We start from the raw sequence: 21,344 nt of genomic DNA on the forward strand, positions 1-21,344 counted from the left end.
CTCGGTTCCCACCGCCCGCAGGCGGACCGGGTCAGAGGCCCGCGACGCGGGACTTGCGGCGGGTGTCGCGGATGACCGTGGCGGTGCCGGTGATCAGGATCAGGCCGACCGCACCGAGGCCCACGGCATAGAGCGCGGTGCGCTCGTCCCGCTGCTGGGGGGTCTCGCCGACGGCGAAGGGGCGCGCGTGGACCGGGGCGGCTGCGGGTCCGCCGACGGGCGTGGCCACCGGGGTGTCGGACGGCGGCGACTGGTCGGTGACGGCCGCCACCGGGTCGACGACGCCCCAGCCGATGTACGGGTTCCAGCCGGGGTCGGTGCGCAGGGCCGTCTGCTCGATCCGGGTGGCGATCTGCGCCGGGGTCCACTTGGGGTACTCCTGGCGCAGCAGCGCCGCGACGCCCGCCACGTAGGGGGCCGCGAAGCTGGTGCCGTTGTCGACGCACTGGCCGCCGCCGGGGACGGTGGAGACGATGTCCACGCCGGGAGCGGCGACGGAGACGGACTTGCCCGTCTCGGAGAAGCCGTCGGCCCGCTCGTCGTTGCGGTCCGAGGCGCCGACGCCGATGACGCCGGGGATCGCGGCCGGGTACGTCGGCAGGGCGAGGTTCTCATTGCCTGCGGCCGCCACCACGACGACGCCGGCGTCCAGGGCGTGCTGGACGGCCACGCGCAGCTTGCTGTTCGGGTTGTCGTCCTGGTACGGCTGGCCCTGCTGGGTCGTCAGGTCCTGTGAGATGTTGATGACGCCGGCCTTCTGGGCGACCGCGTAGTCGATCGCCTCGGCCAGGGTCAGCTCGGTGGCTCCGCCCTGACCGTCGTTCTGGCGGATCGCCAGGATCGTCGCCGCGGGTGCGATGCCCTCGAAGCCCGTCCTGTGCTCCGGGTCGGGCCGGGCGGCGATGACGCCGGCCACCATCGTGCCGTGGCCGATCTGGTCCGTCGTCGACCCGCCGGTGGCGTTCCCGCTGCCCTTCAGGAAGTCCTGACCGGCGCGCACGGCCCCCTTCAGCTGGGGGTTGACGTCGTCCACGCCCGAGTCGATCACCGCGACGGTGACACCACGGCCGTCGTATCTGGCGTGCAGCTGGGAGAGCAGGACGCGCTGCAGGGCCCAGGGCTCACCGGCGATCGAGCCCGCCGGGAAGTGGCACTGCCCGTCCGCGGCGAGCGCGGCGGTCGCGGTACCGAGCGGCAGCACGGGCACGGCGGCGCACGCCACGACGCCGGCGGCGACGGTCAGCGCCCCGCGGTGGAGCCTGTTCACTGCTGCACAACTCCCAAGAACGACCCAACGACCGAACGACGGACGACGCTGCGCCGACCCGCGCGAGGCGGGTCGGCGCAGCGTCACTGCATGCGGATCAGTGCCAGAGGCTGGCGTTGCGGCTCTCGGTGGCCTGGTAGTTCTGCGCGGCGCTGTCGAGCGCACCGGCGATCTGGACCAGCACGGAGTGCAGGTCGGCCGCGGCGGTGTCCCACTCGCGCTGGCGGGCGTCGTAGCCCTCCTTCGCGGAGCCCTCCCAGGACTGGGAGATGCGCTGCACACCGGCGCGCAGGTCGTCGAGCTGGGACTGGACGGTGGACGCCGTCTGGCGGACGTCGGACGCCGCCTGCGAAACGGTGGCGAAATTGACAAGGATGTGGCCGTCAGTAGCCATGATCTCTCCTCTTCGGGGCAGTGCTCAGCGATGAACGAACGGTCGAGCGGAACGGACCCGGCGTCAGCCGAGGGCCGAGGTGATCCGGCTCAGACCGGCCTGCTGCTCCTGCTCCGTCGAGCTGTACTGGTTCGAGGTGTTGTCGATCGCGTCCTTGATCTCGCCGAGCACCCGGTTGAGCTTGCCGGCGTCCTCGACCCACTTCTGCTGCAGCTGCTGGTACGACGAGGCCGCGTGACCCTGCCAGCCCGCGGTGACGCCGCTGACCACGTTGTTCAGCCGGTTGAGCTCCTGCTGGATCTGCGCGTTGACCTCGGAGATTCGAGCAGAGAAGGCCCGCATCTCATCGGCGGTTGTCCTGAACTGACCCGACATGTGCACCGTCCCCCATGAGACAGACCTGGCGACCGGGAGTCGTGAGTCGGACCCCCCGGTCGGCACCACCTGAAGCGGTGATGTCCGTAGAACTCTAGTCCTCTCGTCCCACAGGCCCAACACCGCCCTGTGGACAATCTCGTCAGGACATCGTCACAGGTCCGTCACCATCGCTGACAAGACGTCAGGACCCTTGCGTCTGGGCGGCCGCGTCCTCGGTGAGCGAGGGGCCGGTCGGCACCAGCTGGACCCAACCCTGCGGAACCGGAACGGGGTTGACCTGTCCGTAGCCCAACCGCGCGGCAGGCGTGTCACTCTGGCCCGAGCCGGCCCCGGCGCCCGCCTGGCCCGCCTGACCGGACTGGCCCGCCGCCGAGCCACCGCTCGCGCCCGCGCCGGGGTTTCCGTCGCTGTTCATCTGCAACGGGTAGCGCAGCCCGGTGTCGGTGAGCAGGTAGACCTTGCCGCCACCGCCTGCCGTACCGCTGACGGCCTGGAGCAGCAGACCCGTGCCGGGCGTCACGTACACCCCGGCGGTCCCCGACGCCTGAGCCCCGCTCACCGGATAGTCCTGGCCGAGCCAGACGCCGAGCTGCGGGCCCTTCTGCCCCATCGTGCCGCCGTAGACCGCACAGGCCGCCATCGGGCCGTTCGCGACACCGGTGTTCGCCTGCGAGACCTGCGAGGTGGGCCAGTCGAGGTCGGCCGCGAAGGGCGCCACCATGTTGGAGTCGAGCAGCTTGAACTGGTTGGCGTCGTACTCGGAGTCGGAGCCGTGCATCGCCTCCACCAGACGACGGGCGAAGTCCGAGATGCGGTGCGGGCCGTCCGCCAGCAGCACGTAGTGCAGCGTCGTGCCGTTGTCGGTGACCTTGAGCAGGTCGCCGATCCGGTACTGGTTGCCCGCCAGGTCCGAGCCGGCGTACAGGTGCCCGAAGCCAGGCAGCAGCGCGTGCGGCAGGGCGATCGGGCTGCCCTCGGTGAACGCCTTCAGCCACTGCGTGCCGACCTGCTGCGGCATGCCGACCGAGACGCCGAAGGCCGCCGTGGCCAGCAGTCGGCCGTCCTTGTCGTTCTTGTCCGGCAGCAGCTGGTGGTAGACGCCCGAGGAGTCCACCAGGTAGGTGGCGCCGTCCGGCGTCCGCACGTGCAGCGCCGCCGTCGACGGCAGCAGGTGCGCCGAGGACACCGGGCCGGCCTGGCTGCCGCCCAGCACGAACAGGCGCTGGTCGACGCCGACGGTCAGGTCCGCGCTCGAACGGTCGCACGCCGCCCAGGTCTTGGCCGCACCCGCGTCCGTCGCCGAGGGCAGGCTGTCCGGCGCGTAGGGGATGCCGACCGTCGGCCCGTGCACCACCGAGGGCGAGTTGAGCGCCGAGTCGTCGATGTACTCCACGCCGGAGCCGTTGCTCAGCAACAGCCGCGCCGAGGACATGTTCAGCACTGGGTGCAGCTGGCCGCCGAGCATCACGTAACGGGTCGTCGTCTCCTTGTCGACGATGACCGCGTTCGCCTTCTGCCAGTCCTTGGGCGCCGAGGGCCGCAGCATGCCGTAGGCGCCGAAACCCGCCACCGCGACGGCTCCCAGCACCAGGCTCGGCATGATCGCCCGCACCGCCCGGGGCGCGTCCTCGACGCTCCCGCCGCCCATCGGCCGCAGGAACGCGGCCACTGTGCGCTTGCGTGCGAACGTGTAGGCGCTGAGCTCATCTCGGCGTGAAGCCATCCCGCTGCTCTCCCCCGTCCTCGGAACCTCGACGTACTCCCGGGCACGGCCCCACGGGCACCGCGCGCGTGCAGCTACGTACGGTACGGGTACCGTGTTGCGCTCAGCCAACCGGACCCAGGTTTGGCTTCGGAGCGCTTTTCCGGAAAGCTGCCTTCGCGACACAGCTGACGACTCGAAGGGGTGCTCGGGGGATGCCCAGTCAGACCGCCACGCGCCACGCGCCACCGGCGCCCACCGGATCGCGGCGCGGCCGGGACAGCGGCAGCGCGAACGGGAACGGGAACGGCACGAAGAACGCGCGGAGCGCCTCCGCGCCGAGCAGCGCCACCCCTCGGGTCCGCCCGCGGCCGGGGCTGCTCGGGCCGGTGCGGCTGACCCACGTGATCCTCGTCGAGGCCATCGCCGCCGCCCTGCTGCTCGGCTGGGCCCACGGCCGAACCGCCCTCGTCGGCGGCGGTGTCGTCGGCGTCCTGCTGCTGATCCCCGTGCTGCTGCGGTTCGGTGGCCTCACCGTGGTCGACATGCTGCGCGCCCGCGCGGCCTTCCGCCGTCGTGCCCGCCGTGCCGCGCTCGCCCCGCAGGGCGCCGACGTCGACCCGGCGCTGGCACCGGTGCTGGAGTGCGAGCCCGCCCTGCGCGTCGTCCCGCACACCGTCGAGGCCGACGGCGGCAGCAGCACCGCCCGCCGCGAGCGCCGCGAGATCGGCATGGTCGGCGACGGCACCTTCCTCAGCGCGCTGATCCAGGTCGAGGCGCCGGACCGCCCGCTGCGCCCGCAGGCCGACGCGTTCCCGCTGCCGCTGCACCTGCTCGCCGACGGCCTGCGCGCGGACGACGTCGTGCTCGACTCCGTCCAACTCCTCCAGTACGCGCAGCCCGCGCCCGCCCCGCACCTGCCCGAGACGGCCCTGGCCGCCCGCGCCTACCGCGAGCTCCCGGACGGCGCCACCACCCCCGCCCTGCGGCTGACCTGGGTCGCCGTCCGGCTCGACCCGGAGCTGTGCCGCAGCGCGGTCGCCGCGCGCGGCGGCGGCGAGGCGGGCGCCCGCAAGGCGCTGCAGCGCGGCGTCGACCAGCTGGCCTCCCGGTTGATGCAGGAGGGCCTGCGCGCCACCGTGCTCGACGCGAGCCAGGTCACCGCCGCGATCGGCACCGCCACCTGCCCCAACCCCGTCGCCGTCACCCACGGCCGCGGCGGCGCCGGCACCGCGGCGTCCGGCGCGGGCACGGCCCCGCGCCGCAGCGCGGAGACCGCCAAGGCCTGGAAGTGCGACGACCGTTGGCACCGCAGCTACTGGATCGGCCGCTGGCCCTCGCTGGGCGCGGACAGCACCGCGCAGCTGGTCCACCTGCTCACCAACACGCCCGCCCTGGGCAGTTGCTTCTCCCTCACGCTGCGCCCCGCGGGTGCCGGGGCGGTCTCGCTCACCGGCCACGTCCGGGTGACCGTCCGCGGCGAGAGCGAACTCGCCACGACCGGCCGCCAGTTGGAGACCCGCGCGCGCAGTGCCGGGATCTCGCTGGTCGGACTCGACTTGGAACAGGTACCGGGCGTCCTCGCGACGCTGCCGCTCGGGGGGACTCGCTGATGGCCATCTCCACGCCCCGCAACCCCGCGTCCGCGGGCCAGGGCGGCACCGGCGCGGGCCTGCTCGGCCGCGCCCTGGCCGGCTTCGGCCTGCCCGGCCCGCGTCGCGAGCAGCACGTGCTGACCGCCGAGCAGCTCGGCGCGGTCTCCCTGCCCGTCGGCGGCGACGGTGTCGTGGTCGGCCTCGAGGGTGACGGCAAGCCGGCCGTCCTCGGCCTGTTCCGGCCGCGCCCGTACCACGTCGTCCTGGTCGGCGGCGTCTGGACGGCCCAGCTGATCGCGCTGCGCGCCGCCGCGACCGGCGCCCGCGTCGCCGTCGAGACCGGCCGCGGCCAGGCCTGGGGCCCCGTCGCCCAGGCCGCGGGCGGCGGCCAGCCGTGCATGACCGTGCACGCTCTCGGCCGGCTGGGTCCGCAGGGCGCCTCCGTGGCCGGCCCCGTCCTGGTCATCCGCGACGCGGGCCCCCGCCCCGCCCGCACCCGCCTCTCGGCTGCGCCGTGGCAGGCGATGCTGACCCTCCTCCCCTACCTGGCGGACGGCGCGGAGCGCCTCCTCTCCCAGGCGGACCTGGTCGGCGTGCAGCGTGTGGCGCCGCAGGAGGCGTCGCAGATCGCCCACGTCCTCGACCTGCCCGCGCAGGAGGCGGCCGCGCTCCCCAACCTCGGCGACGGCGTCACCCTGTGGACCAACCGCCGCTCCCGCGCCTTCGTCCAGGGCGGCCCCACCTCCTCCGAGGCCCAGGTCCTCGGCCAGGCCCGGCGCGTGGACTAGGCCCTGCCCGGAGGGCCTTCTCGGATCAGCCCGGGTTGTCTGGGGCGTGCGATCGCAAGGCGGCGGAACGCCCTCGTACTGGATGTACTTGGGTGTTTCGCCAACGCAGCGAGCGTGCGCGCCAGGCAAGCCGGGCCCGGGAAGGCCCTCCGGGCAGGGCCGGGGAGTTGGCGGGCCCCGGGGGCGGGGCTCCCGGGGGGTCGGGACCGGCGGCTAGTCTGAGAGTCCCGAGGCGAACGAGAGGCGAGTAACTGTGACGAGCGATCGCGACGACGTCTACGTCGGCGACCAGGCGCCGGACGAGGACGAGGAGTGGTCGGACGCACCTGACTACACGCCTCCCGCCTGGTACATGCAGAACGCCCCCCAGGTGGGTGGACAGGCCCCGCCGGGTGTCCCCCATCAGGGCGGCTACGCCCCCGGGCCGCCACCGCCCGCGGGTGAACCCGGTGCGCACCCGCAGCCGTTCACGCCCCCGGTGGCCCCGCCGCAGCTGAGCGGCGCCCCGGCCTTCCCGCCACCGGGCGCTCCGGCCTTCCCGGCACCGGAGGCCGCCGCAACGCCCGCGTTCCCGCCGCCCGGCGCTCCCGCCTTCCCGCCACCGGGCGCCCCCGCGTTCCCGGCACCCGAGGCCGCCGCGACGCCCGCGTTCCCGGCACCGGGCGCCCCCGCGTTCCCCGCACCGGCAGCCGCCGCGACGCCCGGCGAGCCCGCTGGTGCCCAGCCTGCACCCAGCCCGGCGTTCGGCACGGAGCCAGAGGCCGCCGCGTCGCCGGCCGAGGGCCCGGCCCAGAGCGACACCGCCTTCCCGAGCGCGCCCGTTCCCGGCGCGGGGAGCGCGGCCCCCGCCGCCTTCCCGCCGCCCGGCGCGCCCGCGTTCCCGGCCGCCGCGGACGCCCCCGAGCCCGGCGCGCCGGCGTTCCCCGGGACCCCTGCGCCGTCCGACGTGGCTGCACCCGTCGCCTTCCCGGCGGCTCCGGTCACTCCTGCCGAGGGCGGCGCTCCCGCGCCCTTCCCCGCGCCCGGCGGCGAGGCACTGCCCGCCTTCCCGGCCGCCGCTGACGGCCCGGAACCCTTCCCGGCCTCCGGCACCCCGGTCGAGGGCACGGCACCGCCCGCGTTCCCCGCACCCTTCCCCGCCCCGGGCAACCCGGCCGACGGTGGCGCTCCCGCGCCGTTCCCCGGGACCGGTGCGCCCACCGACGGGCCGGCACCCGCCTTCCCCTCGCCCGCCGAGGCCGCGTTCCCCGCGCCGTTCCCCGCCCCCGGCAACCCGGCCGACGGTGGCGCTCCCGCCTTCCCCGCGCCCACCGACGGCCCCGCGCCCGTGCCCTTCCCGGCACCCGGCGCCCCCGCCGAGGGCGCGGCACCGCCCGCGTTCCCCGCACCCGCTGCGCCCGGTGGCGGCGTCGCTCCGGCGATCTACCCCGGGGCCGAGCAGGGGGCCGTGCCCGCGCCGTTCCCGGCGCCCGGCGCGCCCGCGCCGTTCGTGCAGCCCGGGGTTCCGGGGATGCCCGGGCAGCAGCAGACGCCGCCGGGATACCCCGCGCCCGGACCGGCCCCGTACCCGGACCCCGCCGCGCCGTACGGCGACCAGCAGCAGGCGTACCGGCCGGCCACGCCGGCCGGCGTGCCGCCGCAGCAGGCGGATCCCGCCGCGCCCGGCGGGGCGAACCCGTGGGCCGCGCCGCCGCAGGCGCAGGGTTGGGGCGGCGGTCCCACGGGGCCCGGCGGGCCCGTCGCGCAGGGGGCCCCGCTGGGGTACACCGCCGCGGTGGAGCTGTCCTCGGACCGGCTGCTGAAGAACCAGCCGCCGGAGCGCCGTCCGGGCGGGCCCCGGTTCCGGCTGGGCGGCAAGGCCGCCGAGGCGAACCGGGCGCAGCAGCTGGCCGTGATCCGTACGCCGGTGATGACCAGCTACAAGATCGCCGTCATCAGCCTCAAGGGCGGCGTCGGCAAGACGACCACGACGACCGCGCTCGGCTCGACGCTCGCGAGCGAGCGTCAGGACAAGGTCATCGCGATCGACGCCAACCCGGACGCGGGCACCCTGGGCCGACGCGTGCGGCGCGAGACCAGCGCGACCATCCGCGACCTGGTCACCGCGATCCCGCACCTGCGCAGCTACATGGACGTGCGCCGGTACACCTCGCAGGCGACGAGCGGCCTGGAGATCCTGGCCAACGACGTCGACCCGGCCGTCTCGACGACCTTCAACGACGAGGACTACCGCCGCGTCATCGGCTTCCTGGGGCAGCAGTACCCGATCATCCTGACGGACTCGGGCACCGGCCTCCTCTACAGCGCCATGCGCGGCGTGCTGGACCTGGCCGACCAGCTGATCGTCGTCTCCACGCCCAGCGTGGACGGCGCCAGCAGCGCGAGCACCACGCTCGACTGGCTGACCGCGCACGGCTATGCGGACCTGGTCCAGCGCAGCATCACGGTCGTCTCGGGGGTCCGCGAGACCTCGAAGATGATCAAGGTGGACGACATCGTCGCGCACTTCCAGACCCGCTGCCGCGGCGTCGTGGTCGTGCCCTTCGACGAGCACCTGGCCGCGGGCGCGGAGGTCGACCTCAACCGGATGAAGCCGAAGACCCGCGAGGCCTACTTCCATCTGGCGGCCATGGTCGCCGCGGACTTCTCCCGGATCCAGCCGCAGCCCATCGGCTGGCAGCAGCCGGGCCAGCCCGGCCAGCCGCCGCAGCCCGGCGTGCCTCCGCAGGCCTACGACCCGCGCCAGCAGTACCAGGCGCCGCCCGCCTACCCGGCCGCGCCGCCCGCGTACCCGCAGCAGCCGCCGCAGCAGCCGGGCCAGCAGCCGTACGACCCGCGCCAGCAGTGGGGCTACGGCTACCCGCCGCCGCAGCAGTAGGACGGGAAGAACCGAGGGGCGGACCGCCGAAGCGGTCCGCCCCTCACATCATGCAACGACTCAGCATGCGACGGCTCAGCCCTCGTCGGTCAGCTCGCGGGCGCGCTTGACGTCGTCGGCCATCCGGTCGAGCAGCGCGTCGATCGTGTCGAACTTCTCCATCCCGCGCAGGAACGCGAGGAAGTCCACGGCCACGTGCAGCCCGTACAGGTCCAGGCCGACGCGGTCGATCGCGTAGGCCTCGACGGTGCGCTCGGTGCCGTCGAAGGTGGGGTTGGTGCCGACCGAGATCGCGGCCGGCATCCGCTCCTGATCCACCGTCAACCACCCGGCGTAGACGCCGTCGGCGGGGATCGCGGTGTGCGGGAGGGTCTCCACGTTCGCGGTGGGGTAGCCGAGCTCGCGGCCGCGCTGCGCGCCGCGCACGACGACGCCCTCGACCTGGTGCGGACGGCCCAGCACCTCGGCGGCGCCGGTGACGTCGCCCTCGGCGACCAGGCGACGGGCCAGGGTGGAGGAGAACGGCGCGCCGTCACCGGCCCGGCCGCTGATGCGCAGGTCCAGCACCTCGACGGCGAAGTCCTGTCCCCGGCCCAGCTCGGCCAGCACCTCGACGTTGCCTGCGGCCCGGTGCCCGAAGCGGAAGTTGGGGCCCTCCACGACCAGCTGCGCGTGCAGCCGCTCGACCAGCACCTGGCGGACGAACTCCTCCGCCGACAGTTGTGAGAACTCGGGGGTGAACGGCAGCACCAGCACCGCGTCCACGCCCAGCGCGCCCATCAGCTCGGCACGGCGGTGGTGGGGGGCGAGCAGCGGCGGGTGGCTGCCGGGGCGCACGACCTCGCTCGGATGCGGGTCGAAGGTCACCACGACGGACCGCACGCCGAGCTCACGGGCGCGGGCCACGGCGTGGCCGATGATCAGTTGGTGGCCCTGGTGCACCCCGTCGAAGGACCCGATGGTGACGACGCTGCGTCCCCAGTCCTCCGGTACTTCCGTCAGGCCACGCCAGCGCTGCACCTTGACCGCTCCTCGTCCGTCCTGCGCGTCGCCGCAGGCACCAGTGGTTCCAACCCCCTATACCTTGCCATGGGCCTGGTCCCCGATCCGCATCGGACTCGTCACAGCGGTGCCGTCGGGGGTGAGTTGCGCGGCGGGTTGCCCGGCGGGTCGCACGGTGAGCTGCGCGGTCAGTTCGGCCGCCAGGGGCGTCCCGGCGCCGGTCAGCGCGTCCGCGACGCGGCGCCGGACGGCCTCCGGCTGCTCCACGGCCACGTCGCGGACGAAGGCGAGCAGCGTCTCGCGCTCCCCGGCGCCGTGGTCCAGCCGGGCCCGCAGCCACCCGCCGACCTGTGCGGCGGCCTCAGGGCGGCGCTGCAGGTACTCGCGGACCAGCCGGGCGGCCGCCGCCCGCGCGTGGGGCGCGGGCGTCCCGCCGAGGGCCCGCAGCACGGCGGCCGCCTCCTCCCCCGGTTCGTGCAGCCGTCCGGCGTAGCCGGACAGCACCAGCGCGGGATGGCTGTCCAGCGCGGGTGCGAGCGCGGCGGCTCCGAGCAGCGGGTCGCCCGCCAGGTAGCGGGTGACGGCACCGCGCAGATGCCGGGCCCGTCCGACCGGGTCGCGCACCAGCGCGCTGTAGGCCGCGCCGTGCAGGGCCTCCTCGTCCGCTCGCCCGAGCAGCGCCTCCGCCGCGAGTCGCACCAGTGTCCGCTCGGCCGGCGCACCCTCGGCGGCGTGCCGGGCCACCAGCGGCAGCACCGTCGCCGCGGCGACGTGCCGCTCGGGCCGCGGGTCGTGCGCCCAGCGGTCCACGGCCCGGCACAGCGCGGACGGCTCCCTCTCGGCCAGCGCCCGCAGCAGCGCGTCCGCACCCGGATGCGCGACGTCGACCAGCCCCTCCACCAGCTCGTCCAGCGCCACGTGCCGGTGGGCGAAGAGCATCTCCGCGGCGACCCCGCTCACCGCCTCGTCGGCGAGCCACCGGCACAACGGGGGCAGCACCGCGCCCGGGTCCTGCCCGATCAGTTCCCCGAGCAGCCGACCGGGCTCCTCCACTCCGGCGCGCGCCAGCACCCGCAGCACGTCGAGGCGCGCCTCGACGGTCAGTGGCAGCCGCCGCCAGAAGTCCCAGGGGACGGCCGGCCCCGGTTCCCGGAAGAGCACCGGGCCGGTGTTGGCGGCATAGACGATCCGCGCCGCCAGGGCGCGCAGCAGCGGCGCGTAGGCGGCGGCGTCCGGAAGGCGTTCGAGGGTCTCGGTGAGCAGACGACGGGCCCACCAGTGGGCGTCCGTGCCCGGCGCGGCCGCGTCCGGGCCGTCCAGGCGCAGGACGAGACGGCTCAGCAGCGACTCCAGGGCCGGCGGGTCGCTCTCCCCCAGCTCGAGCAGGGCCTGCCGGACGACGGGGCTGCGCCAGCGCGGCACGCCACCCCCCTGCGGCCGTCCCGCCACCGGGACCGGTGGTGCCCACCCCACCGGCCCGCCGCGCCGGTGGGCACCGATCGGCCGTGAGGCGGGCCCCTCCCCCGCCCCGGAGCCGTCGGCGAGGATCATGGTCAACGCGGCCGGGAGGTCGAGGTGGAAGCCCTGCAGCCGGTCGGCCAGCGCGCCGGAGGCGAACCGGTAGCCGGTCCCCGCCGCGACGAACAGCCCCTCACCGAGGACGGCCTGCGCCCACCCCTCGGCCCACGGGAACAGCTCGTCGAACTCCCCGACGGTGAGTCCGCCGTCCGGGGCGCCCAGCATCCGCCGGGCCGCCTCGTGGCAGCGCCCGGCCACCCGCACCGCGAGCCGCCGCAGGGCGCCCGGGGCAGGCGCGGCGAGGCGCTCGGCGATCCGCAGGCAGGCGAGGTCCAGCCCGGCCTGGAGCAACTCCGGCCGGGTCAGCGTCCGGGCGCGGGGCAGCGCGAGCACCGGCTGCGCGGCCCGGACCTCGCCGAGCAGTCGCAGCGCGACCGGATCGCCCGTCGCCACCAGCGCGGCGACGCCCGGCTCCGGACGCCCCTCCACCGCCGCGCCACCCTGCAGGGCCAGCGTCCGGGCCGCGCCCGGATCCAGCGGGCCGAGCAGGTGACAGCCCTGGACGTCGTCCGGGTCGAGGGCGGCGCCCATTCCCTCCCAGAACTCGGGCAGGCAGCCCACCAGCAGCCGGCACTCCGTCCCCCGCAACCGGCGCACGGTCTCCGTGCACCAGCCGCGCCAGCGGGCCAGCAGCTGCGGCGGGGCCTCCTCCGGCGCGTCCAGCACGACCAACAGAGGGCGCCGGACCGTCGCCGCGACCCGCGCGACCTGACCCGCGAGCGGCGGCGGTGCCGGATGGCGCAGCAGGGTGTGCACGCGGGCGAGCGCGCGGTCCGCGGCGTCGAGCACGCTGGCGTCACCGGCGGCCAGGTCCGCGCCGCGCAGCCAGAGCGTCGGCAGCCGGTAGGCGGCGCGGGTGCGGTGCAGGGCCAGTGCGGCCAGCTCGGTGGTGCGGCCGGAGCCCGACTCGCCGACGACCGCAAGCACCGGCCGCACCGGATCCCAGCCCCGCGCGGCCTCGACCAGCCCGTCCGCGCGCGGCACCCGCCGCGCGACCGCCTCCGTCGCGGCGGGGTCGATCCCGGCCGCCGTGAGCTCCAGCACTCCGGCCGGATTGAGCGCGCGGCCGTGGGCCGGAACGGTCTCCGCGTTGCGGGCCAGCAGGTCCGCGAGCACGGGCTCCGCGGCGACGGCACCCAGTCGGACGGCCAGCACGGCGCCCCGCCGACGGCTGCGCAGCGCGGCCGTCGCCACGCCGACGGCCGCGCCGGTCTCCGCGTCCACGACGGGCCCGCCCGCGGCCTGGACCGGCAGCCCGTACGGCGCCTGTTCCAGGCCAAGTTGCCACACGTCCGGCACCAGCCAGAACCGCTCGGACGCCTCGTACCGCGCGGTGACCAGCCCCGTGACCGCCCCTTGCAGGGCGCCTCCCGGCCCCGGCACGGCCACGAGGCGCGTGCCCGCGCCGTCCGCCAGCGCCCAGGGCCCTCCGGGCGGCACGGCGGCCCGCAGCAGCGCGAGGCCCTGCGCGGGCAGCGGCACGATCCCGTCCGCGCGGACCCGCAGGGAACTGCCGTCCGGGTACGCGAGCAGCACGCTCGCGAGGCCGTCGACGACCTCGTGCGCGGTCACCAGCGTGCCGTCCCGGTCGACCCCGAAGGCGAGCCCCCGCGGCGTTCCCCGTGAATCCCCGACGCGCACCAGCCCAGGCCCCACCGCGCCGCCCTTCCGCCGTGCGGCGCGCACCCACGCACCACCCGCCGGAAGGCTGCCCACCGTTTGCGGCGGCCTGCCCCGTCCCCTTCCGTCCGCCCCGCACACGCTTCGCGCGCTCGCCCGATGGAGTGGAGGACGTTTCGCAGAGGCGCAGTTGCAAGCGTCAGGGGCGCCGGGAACTGCGCGAGAAACCCACCTGTGCGGATGGCCCTGTTACTGGGGGACCATCTGGCTCGGGTGGCTTGTCGCGCAGTTCCCCGCGCCCCTGAAGGTGTTGCAACTGCCTGCGGGTCCTGGCGGATCCGACTCGCGCCCCACGCGGCGGAGCCGCACATGTCGGAGCCCCGCGCCCCTGAGGGTCAGACGAAGACGGCGACAGACTTCGCCTTGCCGCCCTGCTCCTCGATCAGCGCCAGGAACCGACCCTCCGGGTCGAAGACCGCGATCGGCTCGCTCAGGCCCATCCCGGGGCCGTCGATGCGGACGCCGGTCGCGATCAGGCGGGCCTGCTTCTCGTCCACGTCCCAGCGGGGGAACGCGGCAGCCGCGGCAGCCGCGATGGGGAGCACCTTCTCCGTGAAGGCGTCCTCCAACTCCTCCAGGGTGTAGGCCAGGTCGAGCCCGTACGCGCCCACGCGGGTCCGCCGCAGTGCGGTGAGGTGGCCGCCGACACCCAGGTCGGCACCCAGGTCGCGCGCGAGAGCGCGGATGTACGTGCCGGAGGAGCAATCCACCGTCACGTCCAGGTCCACGACCGCCGTGCCGTCCTCCGCGACGGCGTCGCGGCGTGCGTGGACCTCGAAGCGGGAGACGGTCACAGGGCGGGAGGGCAGCTCGAACTCCTCGCCCTCGCGCACCCGCGCGTACGAGCGCTTGCCGTCGATCTTGATCGCGCTGACGCTCGACGGGACCTGGAGGATCGCGCCGGTCAGCTTCGCGACGCCCGCGGCGACCGCCGCGTCGGTGACCGCGTCCGCCGCAGTCGACGCGGTGACCTCGCCCTCGGCGTCGTCGGTGATCGTCGTCTGGCCGAGGCGGATCGTCGCCTCGTAGGTCTTCGTCGTCAGCGCCAGGTGGCCCAGCAGGCGCGTGGCCTTCTCGCTGCCGACGACCAGGACGCCCGTCGCCATCGGGTCCAGCGTGCCGGCGTGGCCGACCTTGCGGGTGCCGGCCAGGCGCCGGATGCGGGCGACGACGGTGTGGGAGGTGATCCCGGCCGGCTTGTCGACGATGACCAGACCGTCGGGGCCGATGCCCTTGCGCTTCACGAGGGGGTTTCGTCTTTCAGTCAGTGGGTGGGACGGGCAGCGCGTCCAGCGCGCTGCGGAAGGCGGCCACCGTCGCCGGGACGCCCAGGTGGGAGGTGAAGCCCGCCGCGTAGGCGTGGCCACCGCCGCCGAGCGCGCCGCAGGCCGCGGCGACGTCCACGGCGCCCTTGGCGCGCGAGGAGCCGCGCAGGCTGCCGTCCGGGTCCTCCTTGAGCACCAGGGCGACCTCGGCCTCGGCGGCCTTGCGGACCACGTCGATCAGGCCCTCGATCTGCTCCGGCGGGACGCCGTGCGCGAGCAGGTCGGCCCAGGGCACCCACGTCCACACCAGTCCGCGGCCGCCCGCGGCGGCGGGCTCCAGCTCGGCGCGCTCCAGCGCGGCGGCGAGGACCTTGAGGAAGCCGAAGGACTGCGTGTCCCACAGCTGCCGGGAGATCGTGTCGTGCCGGACGCCCGCGGCCAGCAGGCGGGAGGCGAACTCGTGGGTGGCCGGCGTGGTCGCCGAGTAGCGGAAGGAGCCGGTGTCGCTGGCGACGCCCGCGTACAGGCAGGTGGCGATCGGCTCGTCCAACGGGACGCCGAGGCGCCGCAGCAGCTCGTCCACCAGGACGGCGGTCGCGGGCGCCAGCGGGTCGATCAGACTGCGGGTGCCGAAGCCGGCGTTGGAGGTGTGATGGTCGACGACGACCAGCTCGCGGGCGGCCAGCGCCTTGTCCAGCAGCAGGCCGAGCCGCCGCGCGTCGGAGACGTCGAAGCTGATCATCAGCTCCGGCCGTTCGGGCACGTCCGCGACGGGGACGATGAGCTCCTGGCCGGGCAGGAAGGAGAGCGAGGCCGGTACGACCTGCGGGTCGTCACCGAAGGAGACGCGGACGTCGACGCCGCGCTGCCGCAGCGCCAGGCCGACCGCGAGCGCGGAGCCGAGCGCGTCACCGTCGGGCATCACATGGGCCACCAGGTCGACGGAGGAGGCGGCGCCGATCGCGTCGAGCACCACCTGCCAGTCCGCCTCGCTCGGCCGCCGCAACTCGGCGCGCGGAGCGGGCAACCCGGGGACCGGAACGCCCACCACAGCGGTGGGCGTCCCGGTCACGTGGTCCGGCCGGCCGGGCACGACTACTCGTCCTCTGCCTCGTCGTCGGCCTCGCCGTCGACGTCGTCATCGTGCTCGCCGGGCTTGCGGTACGGGTCGGCCTCACCGGCGAAGGTCTTGCCGACCGCGACGCTGCGCACCTCGGCGTCCTGCGCCGCCGCCTTGACGAGCAGGTCGTCCAGGTGACGGGCGGTGTCCGGGATGGCGTCCATGACGAAGGTCAGGGTCGGGGTGAACCGGACCCCGGTCTCGCGCCCGACGGTGGAGCGCAGGATGCCCTTGGCGCTCTCCAGCGCGGCGGCCGAGGCCTCGCGCTCGGTCTCGTCGCCGTGGACGGTGTAGAAGACGGTGGCCTCACGCAGGTCACCGGTCACGCGGGCGTCGGTGATGGTGACGAACCCGAGGCGGGGATCCTTGATCCGCCGCTGGAGCGTCTCCGCGACGACCACCCGGATGCGGTCTGCGAGCTTGCGCGCCCTCGCGGTGTCGGTCACTGGTCCTCCTCGTGCTGGTGGGCACCGTGGGAACGGTACCCGCAGACGCCCTCCTTGGGGCGCCCTGTCCGATTGTCCTACTCGTCCTCGTCATCGCGAAGCCTGCGCCTCGCCGACAGCAACTGCACCTCGGGTCGCCCCGACACCAGTCGCTCACAGCTGTCCAGGATCTCGACGACGTAGGACGCCTCGCCCGAAACGACCGCGAGGCCGATCTCGGCCCGGCGGTGCAGATCCTGGTTTCCGGTCTCCGCAGCGCACACGCTGTACTTGCGCTGCAGTTCGGCCACGATGGGCCGGACGATCGACCGCTTCTCCTTGAGGGAGTGAATATCACCCAGAAGCAGATCGAACGAAAGTGTTCCCACGAACATGTGTGACAGGTCACGCCGACCTGTGAGGCCTCGGGGACTGGTGAGAACTGCTGACCTCACCGTACCGAGCGAGGAGGGGGCCGGTCGACGGAATTGCTCCCGTCTCCCGGCCCCCTCTTCTACCTCAGAGACATTGCGGGCTTTGCCTCGCCTCCGCTTCGGGCGGGTGCCGCCGACCTCGTTCCTCGGTCGGCGACCCCCACCCTGCGCTACGACTCGGCGCGCCCTTCAGGGCCTCACGAGCCTTACGAGCGCGGCTTCTCGCGCATCTCGTAGGTCTCGATGGTGTCCTCGACCTTGATGTCGTTGAACGACCCCAGGGTGACACCGGCCTCGAAGCCCTCGCGGACCTCGGTCGCGTCGTCCTTGAAGCGGCGCAGACCCTCGATGGTGAGGTTCTCCGCCACGACCTTGCCGTCGCGGATGAGGCGGGCCTTGGCGTTGCGGCGCAGCAGGCCCTCGCGGACCAGCACACCGGCGATGTTGCCGAACTTGGAGGAGCGGAAGACCTCGCGGATCTCCGCGGAGCCGAGGCGCACCTCCTCGTACTCCGGCTTGAGCAGGCCCTTGAGCGCCGCCTCGATCTCCTCGATCGCCTGGTAGATGACCGAGTAGTAGCGGATGTCGACGCCCTCGCGGTCGGCGGCCGTGCGGGCACGACCCTCCGCCCGGACGTTGAAGCCGAGGATGATCGCGTCGGAGCCCATGGCCAGGTCGACGTCGGACTCGGTGATCGCACCCACACCGCGGTGCAGGATGCGGAGCTCGACCTCCTCGCCCACGTCCAGCTTGAGCAGCGCGTCCTCCAGGGCCTCCACGGAACCGGAGACGTCACCCTTGATGATGAGGTTCAGGTTCTGGATGCCGCCGGCGGCGATCGCCTTGTCCAGGTCCTCGAGCGAGACGCGGACCGGACGACGCGCGAACATGGCGTTGCGGTCGCGGGCCGAGCGCTTCTCGGCGATCTGGCGGGCGGTGCGGTCCTCGTCGACGACGATGAAGCTGTCGCCGGCGCGGGGCACGGAGGTGAGACCGAGCAGCAGGACCGGACGCGAGGGACCGGCCTCCTGCAGGTTGTTGCCGTTCTCGTCGAGCATGGCGCGGACGCGGCCGTAGCTGTCACCGACGACGATCGAGTCACCGACGCGGAGGGTACCGCGCTGGACGAGCAGCGTCGCCATGGCGCCGCGGCCCTTGTCCAGGTGGGCCTCGATCGCGATGCCCTGAGCGTCCTGCTCCGGGTTCGCGCGCAGGTCCAGGCTGGCGTCCGCGGTCAGGACCACGGCCTCCAGCAGGGAGTCGATGTTCAGACCCTGGCGGGCGGAGATGTCGACGAACATGGTGTCGCCGCCGTACTCCTCGGCCACCAGACCGAACTCGGTCAGCTGACCGCGGACCTTGACCGGGTCCGCACCCTCGACGTCGATCTTGTTGACCGCGACGACGATCGGGACACCGGCGGCCTTGGCGTGGTTGAGCGCCTCGACCGTCTGCGGCATGACACCGTCGTTGGCCGCGACCACCAGGATCGCGATGTCGGTGGACTTGGCACCACGGGCACGCATGGCGGTGAACGCCTCGTGACCCGGGGTGTCCAGGAACGTGATCGCACGCTCCTCGCCGTTGACGTCCGTGACGACCTGGTAGGCACCGATGTGCTGGGTGATGCCACCGGCCTCGCCCGCGACCACGTTGGTCTTGCGGATGGCGTCGAGCAGGCGGGTCTTACCGTGGTCGACGTGACCCATGACGGTCACGACCGGCGGACGCGGACGCAGGTCGTCCTCGTCGCCCTCGTTCTCGCCGAAGTCGATGTCGAAGGACTCGAGCAGCTCGCGGTCCTCGTCGTCACGGCTGACGATCTCGAGCGTGAAGCCCATCTCGCCGGCGAGCAGCTGCAGCGTCTCGTCGGAGACCGACTGGGTCGCGGTGACCATCTCGCCGAGGTTGAACATCACGGAGACGAGCGCGGCCGGGTTGGCGTTGATCTTGTCCGCGAAGTCCGTCAGCGACGCGCCACGCGAAAGGCGCACGGTCTCGCCGTGGCCCTTCGGCAGCATCACGCCACCGATGGACGGGGCCTGCATGGCCTCGTACTCCTGGCGCTTCGCACGCTTCGACTTACGGCCACGGGCCGGACGGCCACCGGGGCCACGGCCGAAGGCACCCTGCGTGCCGCCACGGGCACCCGGGCCACCGGGACGACCGCCGAAGCCACCGCCACCCGCCGGACGGGCACCGAAGCCACCGCCACCGCCGCCGCCACCCGGACGGGGGCCGCCGAAGCCGCCACCAGCCGGACGGGAGCCCGGACCGGCCGGACGACCCTGGAAGCCGGGACGCGCGCCACCGGCGCCGCCACCCGGACGGGCACCCGGACCACCCGGACGCGCACCGGGACCACCCGGACGCGGACCGGCCGGACGCTGCGGCATCATGCCCGGGTTCGGGCGCGGCATGCCGCTCGGGGTCGGACGCGGGCCCTGCGGACGCGGCATCCCACCGGGAGCGGGAGCACCGCCCGGACGCGGGGCACGCTCGTCGCGGGCACCACCCGGGGCACCCGGACGCGGAGCGCCACCGGGACGCGGACCGCGCTCACCGGGGCCGCCGTCGCGAGCCGGACGCGGGGCACGCTCGTCGCGGGCGCCACCCGGGGCACCCGGACGCGGAGCGCCACCGGGACGCGGGCCACGCTCACCGGGGCCGCCGTCGCGGGCGCCCGGACCGGCCGGACGCGGCGCGCCCGGACGGGCCATGCCGGTGTTGCTGGACGTGAAGGGGTTGTTGCCCGGACGGGGACCGGCCGGACGAGCACCCGGCTGAGCCGGACGCGGGGCACCCGGACGCGGCGCGTTGCCGGCCGGACGCGGGGCGGCCGGAGCCGCGGGGGCCTCAGCCGCCGGGGCCGGGGCCGAGAACTCCGCAGCCGGCGCGGCCGGACGCGGAGCAGCCGGACGCGGGCCCGGGGTGGCGGCCGCGGGACGCGGCGCCGCGGGCGCGGCCGGTGCAGCAGCCGGCGCGGCGGGGGCCGCGGCGGCGGGCTTGGGAGCACCCGGCTTGGGAGCCATGGGTGCGGCCGGGCGCGGGGCACCCGGCTTCGGGCCGGCACCAGCCGGCTTGGGCGCGGCGGACTTCGCCGGCGCGGACTTGGCGGCGGAACCGCCACCGAACGCAAGCTCGAGCTTGCGGACAACAGGCGCCTCGATGGTCGACGACGCCGAACGGACGAACTCACCGAGCTCTTGGAGCTTGGCCATGACGACCTTGCTCTCAACGCCCAGATCCTTGGCGAGTTCGTATACCCGGACCTTAGCCACTTCGCTCCTTCTGGTCCGGGTTCTCCGCCGGACCGTCTCTACTGCCTCATGCCGTACTCATCGCGTACTCATCGAGTGCTCATCGCAATCTCGACCTACTTTCGACTTCGCGAGGTACCTGTTACCTGACTTGCCTGCTTGCTGAGCCCTGTTACCGAGCCTTCGCCTCGAGGAACCGCTCGAGCTCGGCGGTGTCCAACTGCCCCTGCCGGCGGAACGCCCGCGGGAACGCCCGTCGGCGCACGGCCGACACGAGGCAGCCCGGCTCGGGATGCAGATACGCTCCCCGACCGGGCGACGTGCCGCGAGGATCGGGGACCAGAACGTCCTCGACCGCCGTGACACGCAGCAGATCGTGTTTGGCCGCTCGCTCCCGACACCCAACGCATGTGCGTTCCGGGCATGCTGCGGTACGCGTCCGGCCAGACACGTCCAAGTCTACCCCTCTGATGGTCTTCGTTCCGACCCGGTTTATCCGCACGCGGACTTCCGGAGCCGTCATTCCCTGATCAACGCCGTCAGGCGTCGGAACCTTCCCTGCCGGTCTCCGTGCCCTCGGTGTCGGGCCGGATGTCGATCCGCCAGCCGGTCAGCCGGGCGGCGAGGCGGGCGTTCTGGCCCTCCTTGCCGATGGCCAGCGAGAGCTGGTAGTCCGGCACGGTGACGCGGGCCGAACGGGTGTCGTAGTCGACGATCTCGACCTTCGTCACTCGGGCGGGCGACAACGCGTTGGCGACCATCTCCGCCGGGTCGTCCGACCAGTCGACGATGTCGATCTTCTCGCCCATGAGCTCGCCCATGACCTGGCGCACCCGGTGGCCCATCGGGCCGATGCAGGCGCCCTTGGCGTTCAGGCCCTGCTTGTTCGTCCAGACCGCGATCTTGCTGCGGTGACCGGCCTCACGCGCGATGGCGGCGATCTCGACGCTGCCGTCGGCGATCTCCGGGACCTCCAGGGCGAAGAGCTTCTTCACCAGGTTGGGGTGCGTGCGCGAGAGCGTCACGGACGGACCGCGCACGCCCTTCTTCACCGAGACGACGTAGCACTTCAGGCGCAGCCCGTGCTTGTACTCCTCGGTCGGCACCTGCTCCTGCGGCGGCAGGATGGCCTCCATCTTGCCGATGTCGACCAGGATGTTCTTCGGGTCCTTGCCCTGCTGGACCACACCGGTGACGATGTCGCCCTCACGGCCGGCGTACTCGCCGAAGGTCGTCTCGTCCTCGGCGTCGCGCAGACGCTGCAGGATCACCTGCTTGGCGGTGCTCGCCGCGATCCGGCCGAAGCCGGTCGGGGTGTCGTCGAACTCGCGGGGGGTCGACCCCTCCTCGACCTCGTCCGGGTCCTCGGTGGCCCAGACGGTGACGTGGCCGTTCTCGCGGTTCAGCTCCACGCGCGCCTTGCTGCGCGAGCCCTCAGTGCGGTGGTACGCAATGAGGAGGGCCGACTCGATCGCCTGGACCAGCAGGTCGAAGTTGATCTCACGCTCGCGGACGAGACCGCGCAGGGCGCTCATGTCGATGTCCATGGCTACGCCTCCTCTTCTCTCTTAAGTTAGG

16 protein-coding genes are annotated in these 21,344 nt (G+C 74.2%); 3 read left to right on the forward strand and 13 right to left on the reverse strand.

Features of this window, described 5'->3' with window-relative positions; translation table 11 throughout:
• Nucleotides 1-31 precede the first annotated feature (31 nt).
• The 4 genes from mycP to eccB form a co-directional block, all read right to left on the reverse strand.
• Nucleotides 32-1,267 (reverse strand): type VII secretion-associated serine protease mycosin, encoded by a 1,236-nt coding sequence (gene mycP, locus BMY61_RS39925; protein ID WP_042460372.1) that lies wholly within the window; start codon nt 1,265-1,267, stop codon nt 32-34.
• Between the two features lie 97 nt (nt 1,268-1,364).
• Nucleotides 1,365-1,661, reverse strand: coding sequence for a WXG100 family type VII secretion target (locus tag BMY61_RS39930; RefSeq protein WP_042460369.1), 297 nt, complete (start codon nt 1,659-1,661; stop codon nt 1,365-1,367).
• A gap of 63 nt (nt 1,662-1,724) precedes the next feature.
• Nucleotides 1,725-2,036, reverse strand: a complete 312-nt coding sequence (locus BMY61_RS39935; protein ID WP_042460366.1) for a WXG100 family type VII secretion target — start codon at nt 2,034-2,036, stop codon at nt 1,725-1,727.
• A gap of 184 nt (nt 2,037-2,220) precedes the next feature.
• Complete coding sequence (gene eccB / locus BMY61_RS39940) at nt 2,221-3,762, reverse strand: type VII secretion protein EccB (protein WP_042460363.1); 1,542 nt, start codon at nt 3,760-3,762, stop codon at nt 2,221-2,223.
• Nucleotides 3,763-3,956: 194 nt separating this feature from the next.
• Here eccB and eccE point away from each other — a divergent pair, with 194 nt between their 5' ends.
• The 3 genes from eccE (at nt 3,957) to BMY61_RS39955 (ending at nt 9,002) form a co-directional block, all read left to right on the forward strand.
• Complete coding sequence (gene eccE, locus BMY61_RS39945) at nt 3,957-5,354, forward strand: type VII secretion protein EccE (RefSeq protein WP_075004241.1); 1,398 nt, start codon at nt 3,957-3,959, stop codon at nt 5,352-5,354.
• Nucleotides 5,354-6,124: a hypothetical protein gene (locus tag BMY61_RS39950; RefSeq protein ID WP_236656669.1), complete on the forward strand. Its 771-nt coding sequence runs from the start codon at nt 5,354-5,356 to the stop codon at nt 6,122-6,124. Before eccE ends, BMY61_RS39950 begins: the two co-directional genes overlap by 1 nt.
• Nucleotides 6,125-6,377: 253 nt before the next feature.
• Entirely contained in the window at nt 6,378-9,002 is a 2,625-nt protein-coding gene (locus BMY61_RS39955) for a MinD/ParA family ATP-binding protein (RefSeq protein ID WP_075004242.1), read from the forward strand.
• Nucleotides 9,003-9,077: 75 nt separating this feature from the next.
• Here BMY61_RS39955 and BMY61_RS39960 read toward each other — a convergent pair whose 3' ends face one another.
• The 9 genes from BMY61_RS39960 to nusA form a co-directional block, all read right to left on the reverse strand.
• A complete protein-coding gene (locus BMY61_RS39960; RefSeq protein WP_042461299.1) occupies nt 9,078-10,022 on the reverse strand; it encodes a bifunctional riboflavin kinase/FAD synthetase in 945 nt (314 codons plus the stop codon).
• A gap of 57 nt (nt 10,023-10,079) precedes the next feature.
• The gene (locus BMY61_RS39965; protein WP_143094756.1) at nt 10,080-13,154 is read right to left on the reverse strand and encodes a serine protease; all 3,075 of its coding nucleotides are present in this window, start codon (nt 13,152-13,154) and stop codon (nt 10,080-10,082) included.
• Between the two features lie 443 nt (nt 13,155-13,597).
• A complete protein-coding gene (gene truB / locus BMY61_RS39970; protein ID WP_042461293.1) occupies nt 13,598-14,506 on the reverse strand; it encodes a tRNA pseudouridine(55) synthase TruB in 909 nt (302 codons plus the stop codon).
• A gap of 16 nt (nt 14,507-14,522) precedes the next feature.
• Nucleotides 14,523-15,620 (reverse strand): DHH family phosphoesterase, encoded by a 1,098-nt coding sequence (locus BMY61_RS39975; protein ID WP_236656687.1) that lies wholly within the window; start codon nt 15,618-15,620, stop codon nt 14,523-14,525.
• 2 nt (nt 15,621-15,622) lie between these two features.
• Nucleotides 15,623-16,093, reverse strand: a complete 471-nt coding sequence (rbfA, locus tag BMY61_RS39980; RefSeq protein ID WP_042461289.1) for a 30S ribosome-binding factor RbfA — start codon at nt 16,091-16,093, stop codon at nt 15,623-15,625.
• A 77-nt stretch (nt 16,094-16,170) separates the two neighbouring features.
• Nucleotides 16,171-16,467, reverse strand: coding sequence for a DUF503 domain-containing protein (locus tag BMY61_RS39985; RefSeq protein WP_042461286.1), 297 nt, complete (start codon nt 16,465-16,467; stop codon nt 16,171-16,173).
• 245 nt (nt 16,468-16,712) lie between these two features.
• On the reverse strand, nt 16,713-19,787 hold the full coding sequence (gene infB / locus BMY61_RS39990; protein ID WP_075004244.1) for a translation initiation factor IF-2: 3,075 nt from the start codon (nt 19,785-19,787) through the stop codon (nt 16,713-16,715).
• 151 nt (nt 19,788-19,938) lie between these two features.
• Nucleotides 19,939-20,217 (reverse strand): YlxR family protein, encoded by a 279-nt coding sequence (locus BMY61_RS39995; protein WP_042460572.1) that lies wholly within the window; start codon nt 20,215-20,217, stop codon nt 19,939-19,941.
• A gap of 88 nt (nt 20,218-20,305) precedes the next feature.
• A complete protein-coding gene (nusA, locus tag BMY61_RS40000) occupies nt 20,306-21,313 on the reverse strand; it encodes a transcription termination factor NusA (RefSeq protein ID WP_042460535.1) in 1,008 nt (335 codons plus the stop codon).
• Nucleotides 21,314-21,344: the final 31 nt, after the last annotated feature.

The sequence above is a fragment of the Streptacidiphilus jiangxiensis genome (genome assembly GCF_900109465.1).
GTDB classification, from domain to species: Bacteria; Actinomycetota; Actinomycetes; order Streptomycetales; family Streptomycetaceae; genus Streptacidiphilus; species Streptacidiphilus jiangxiensis.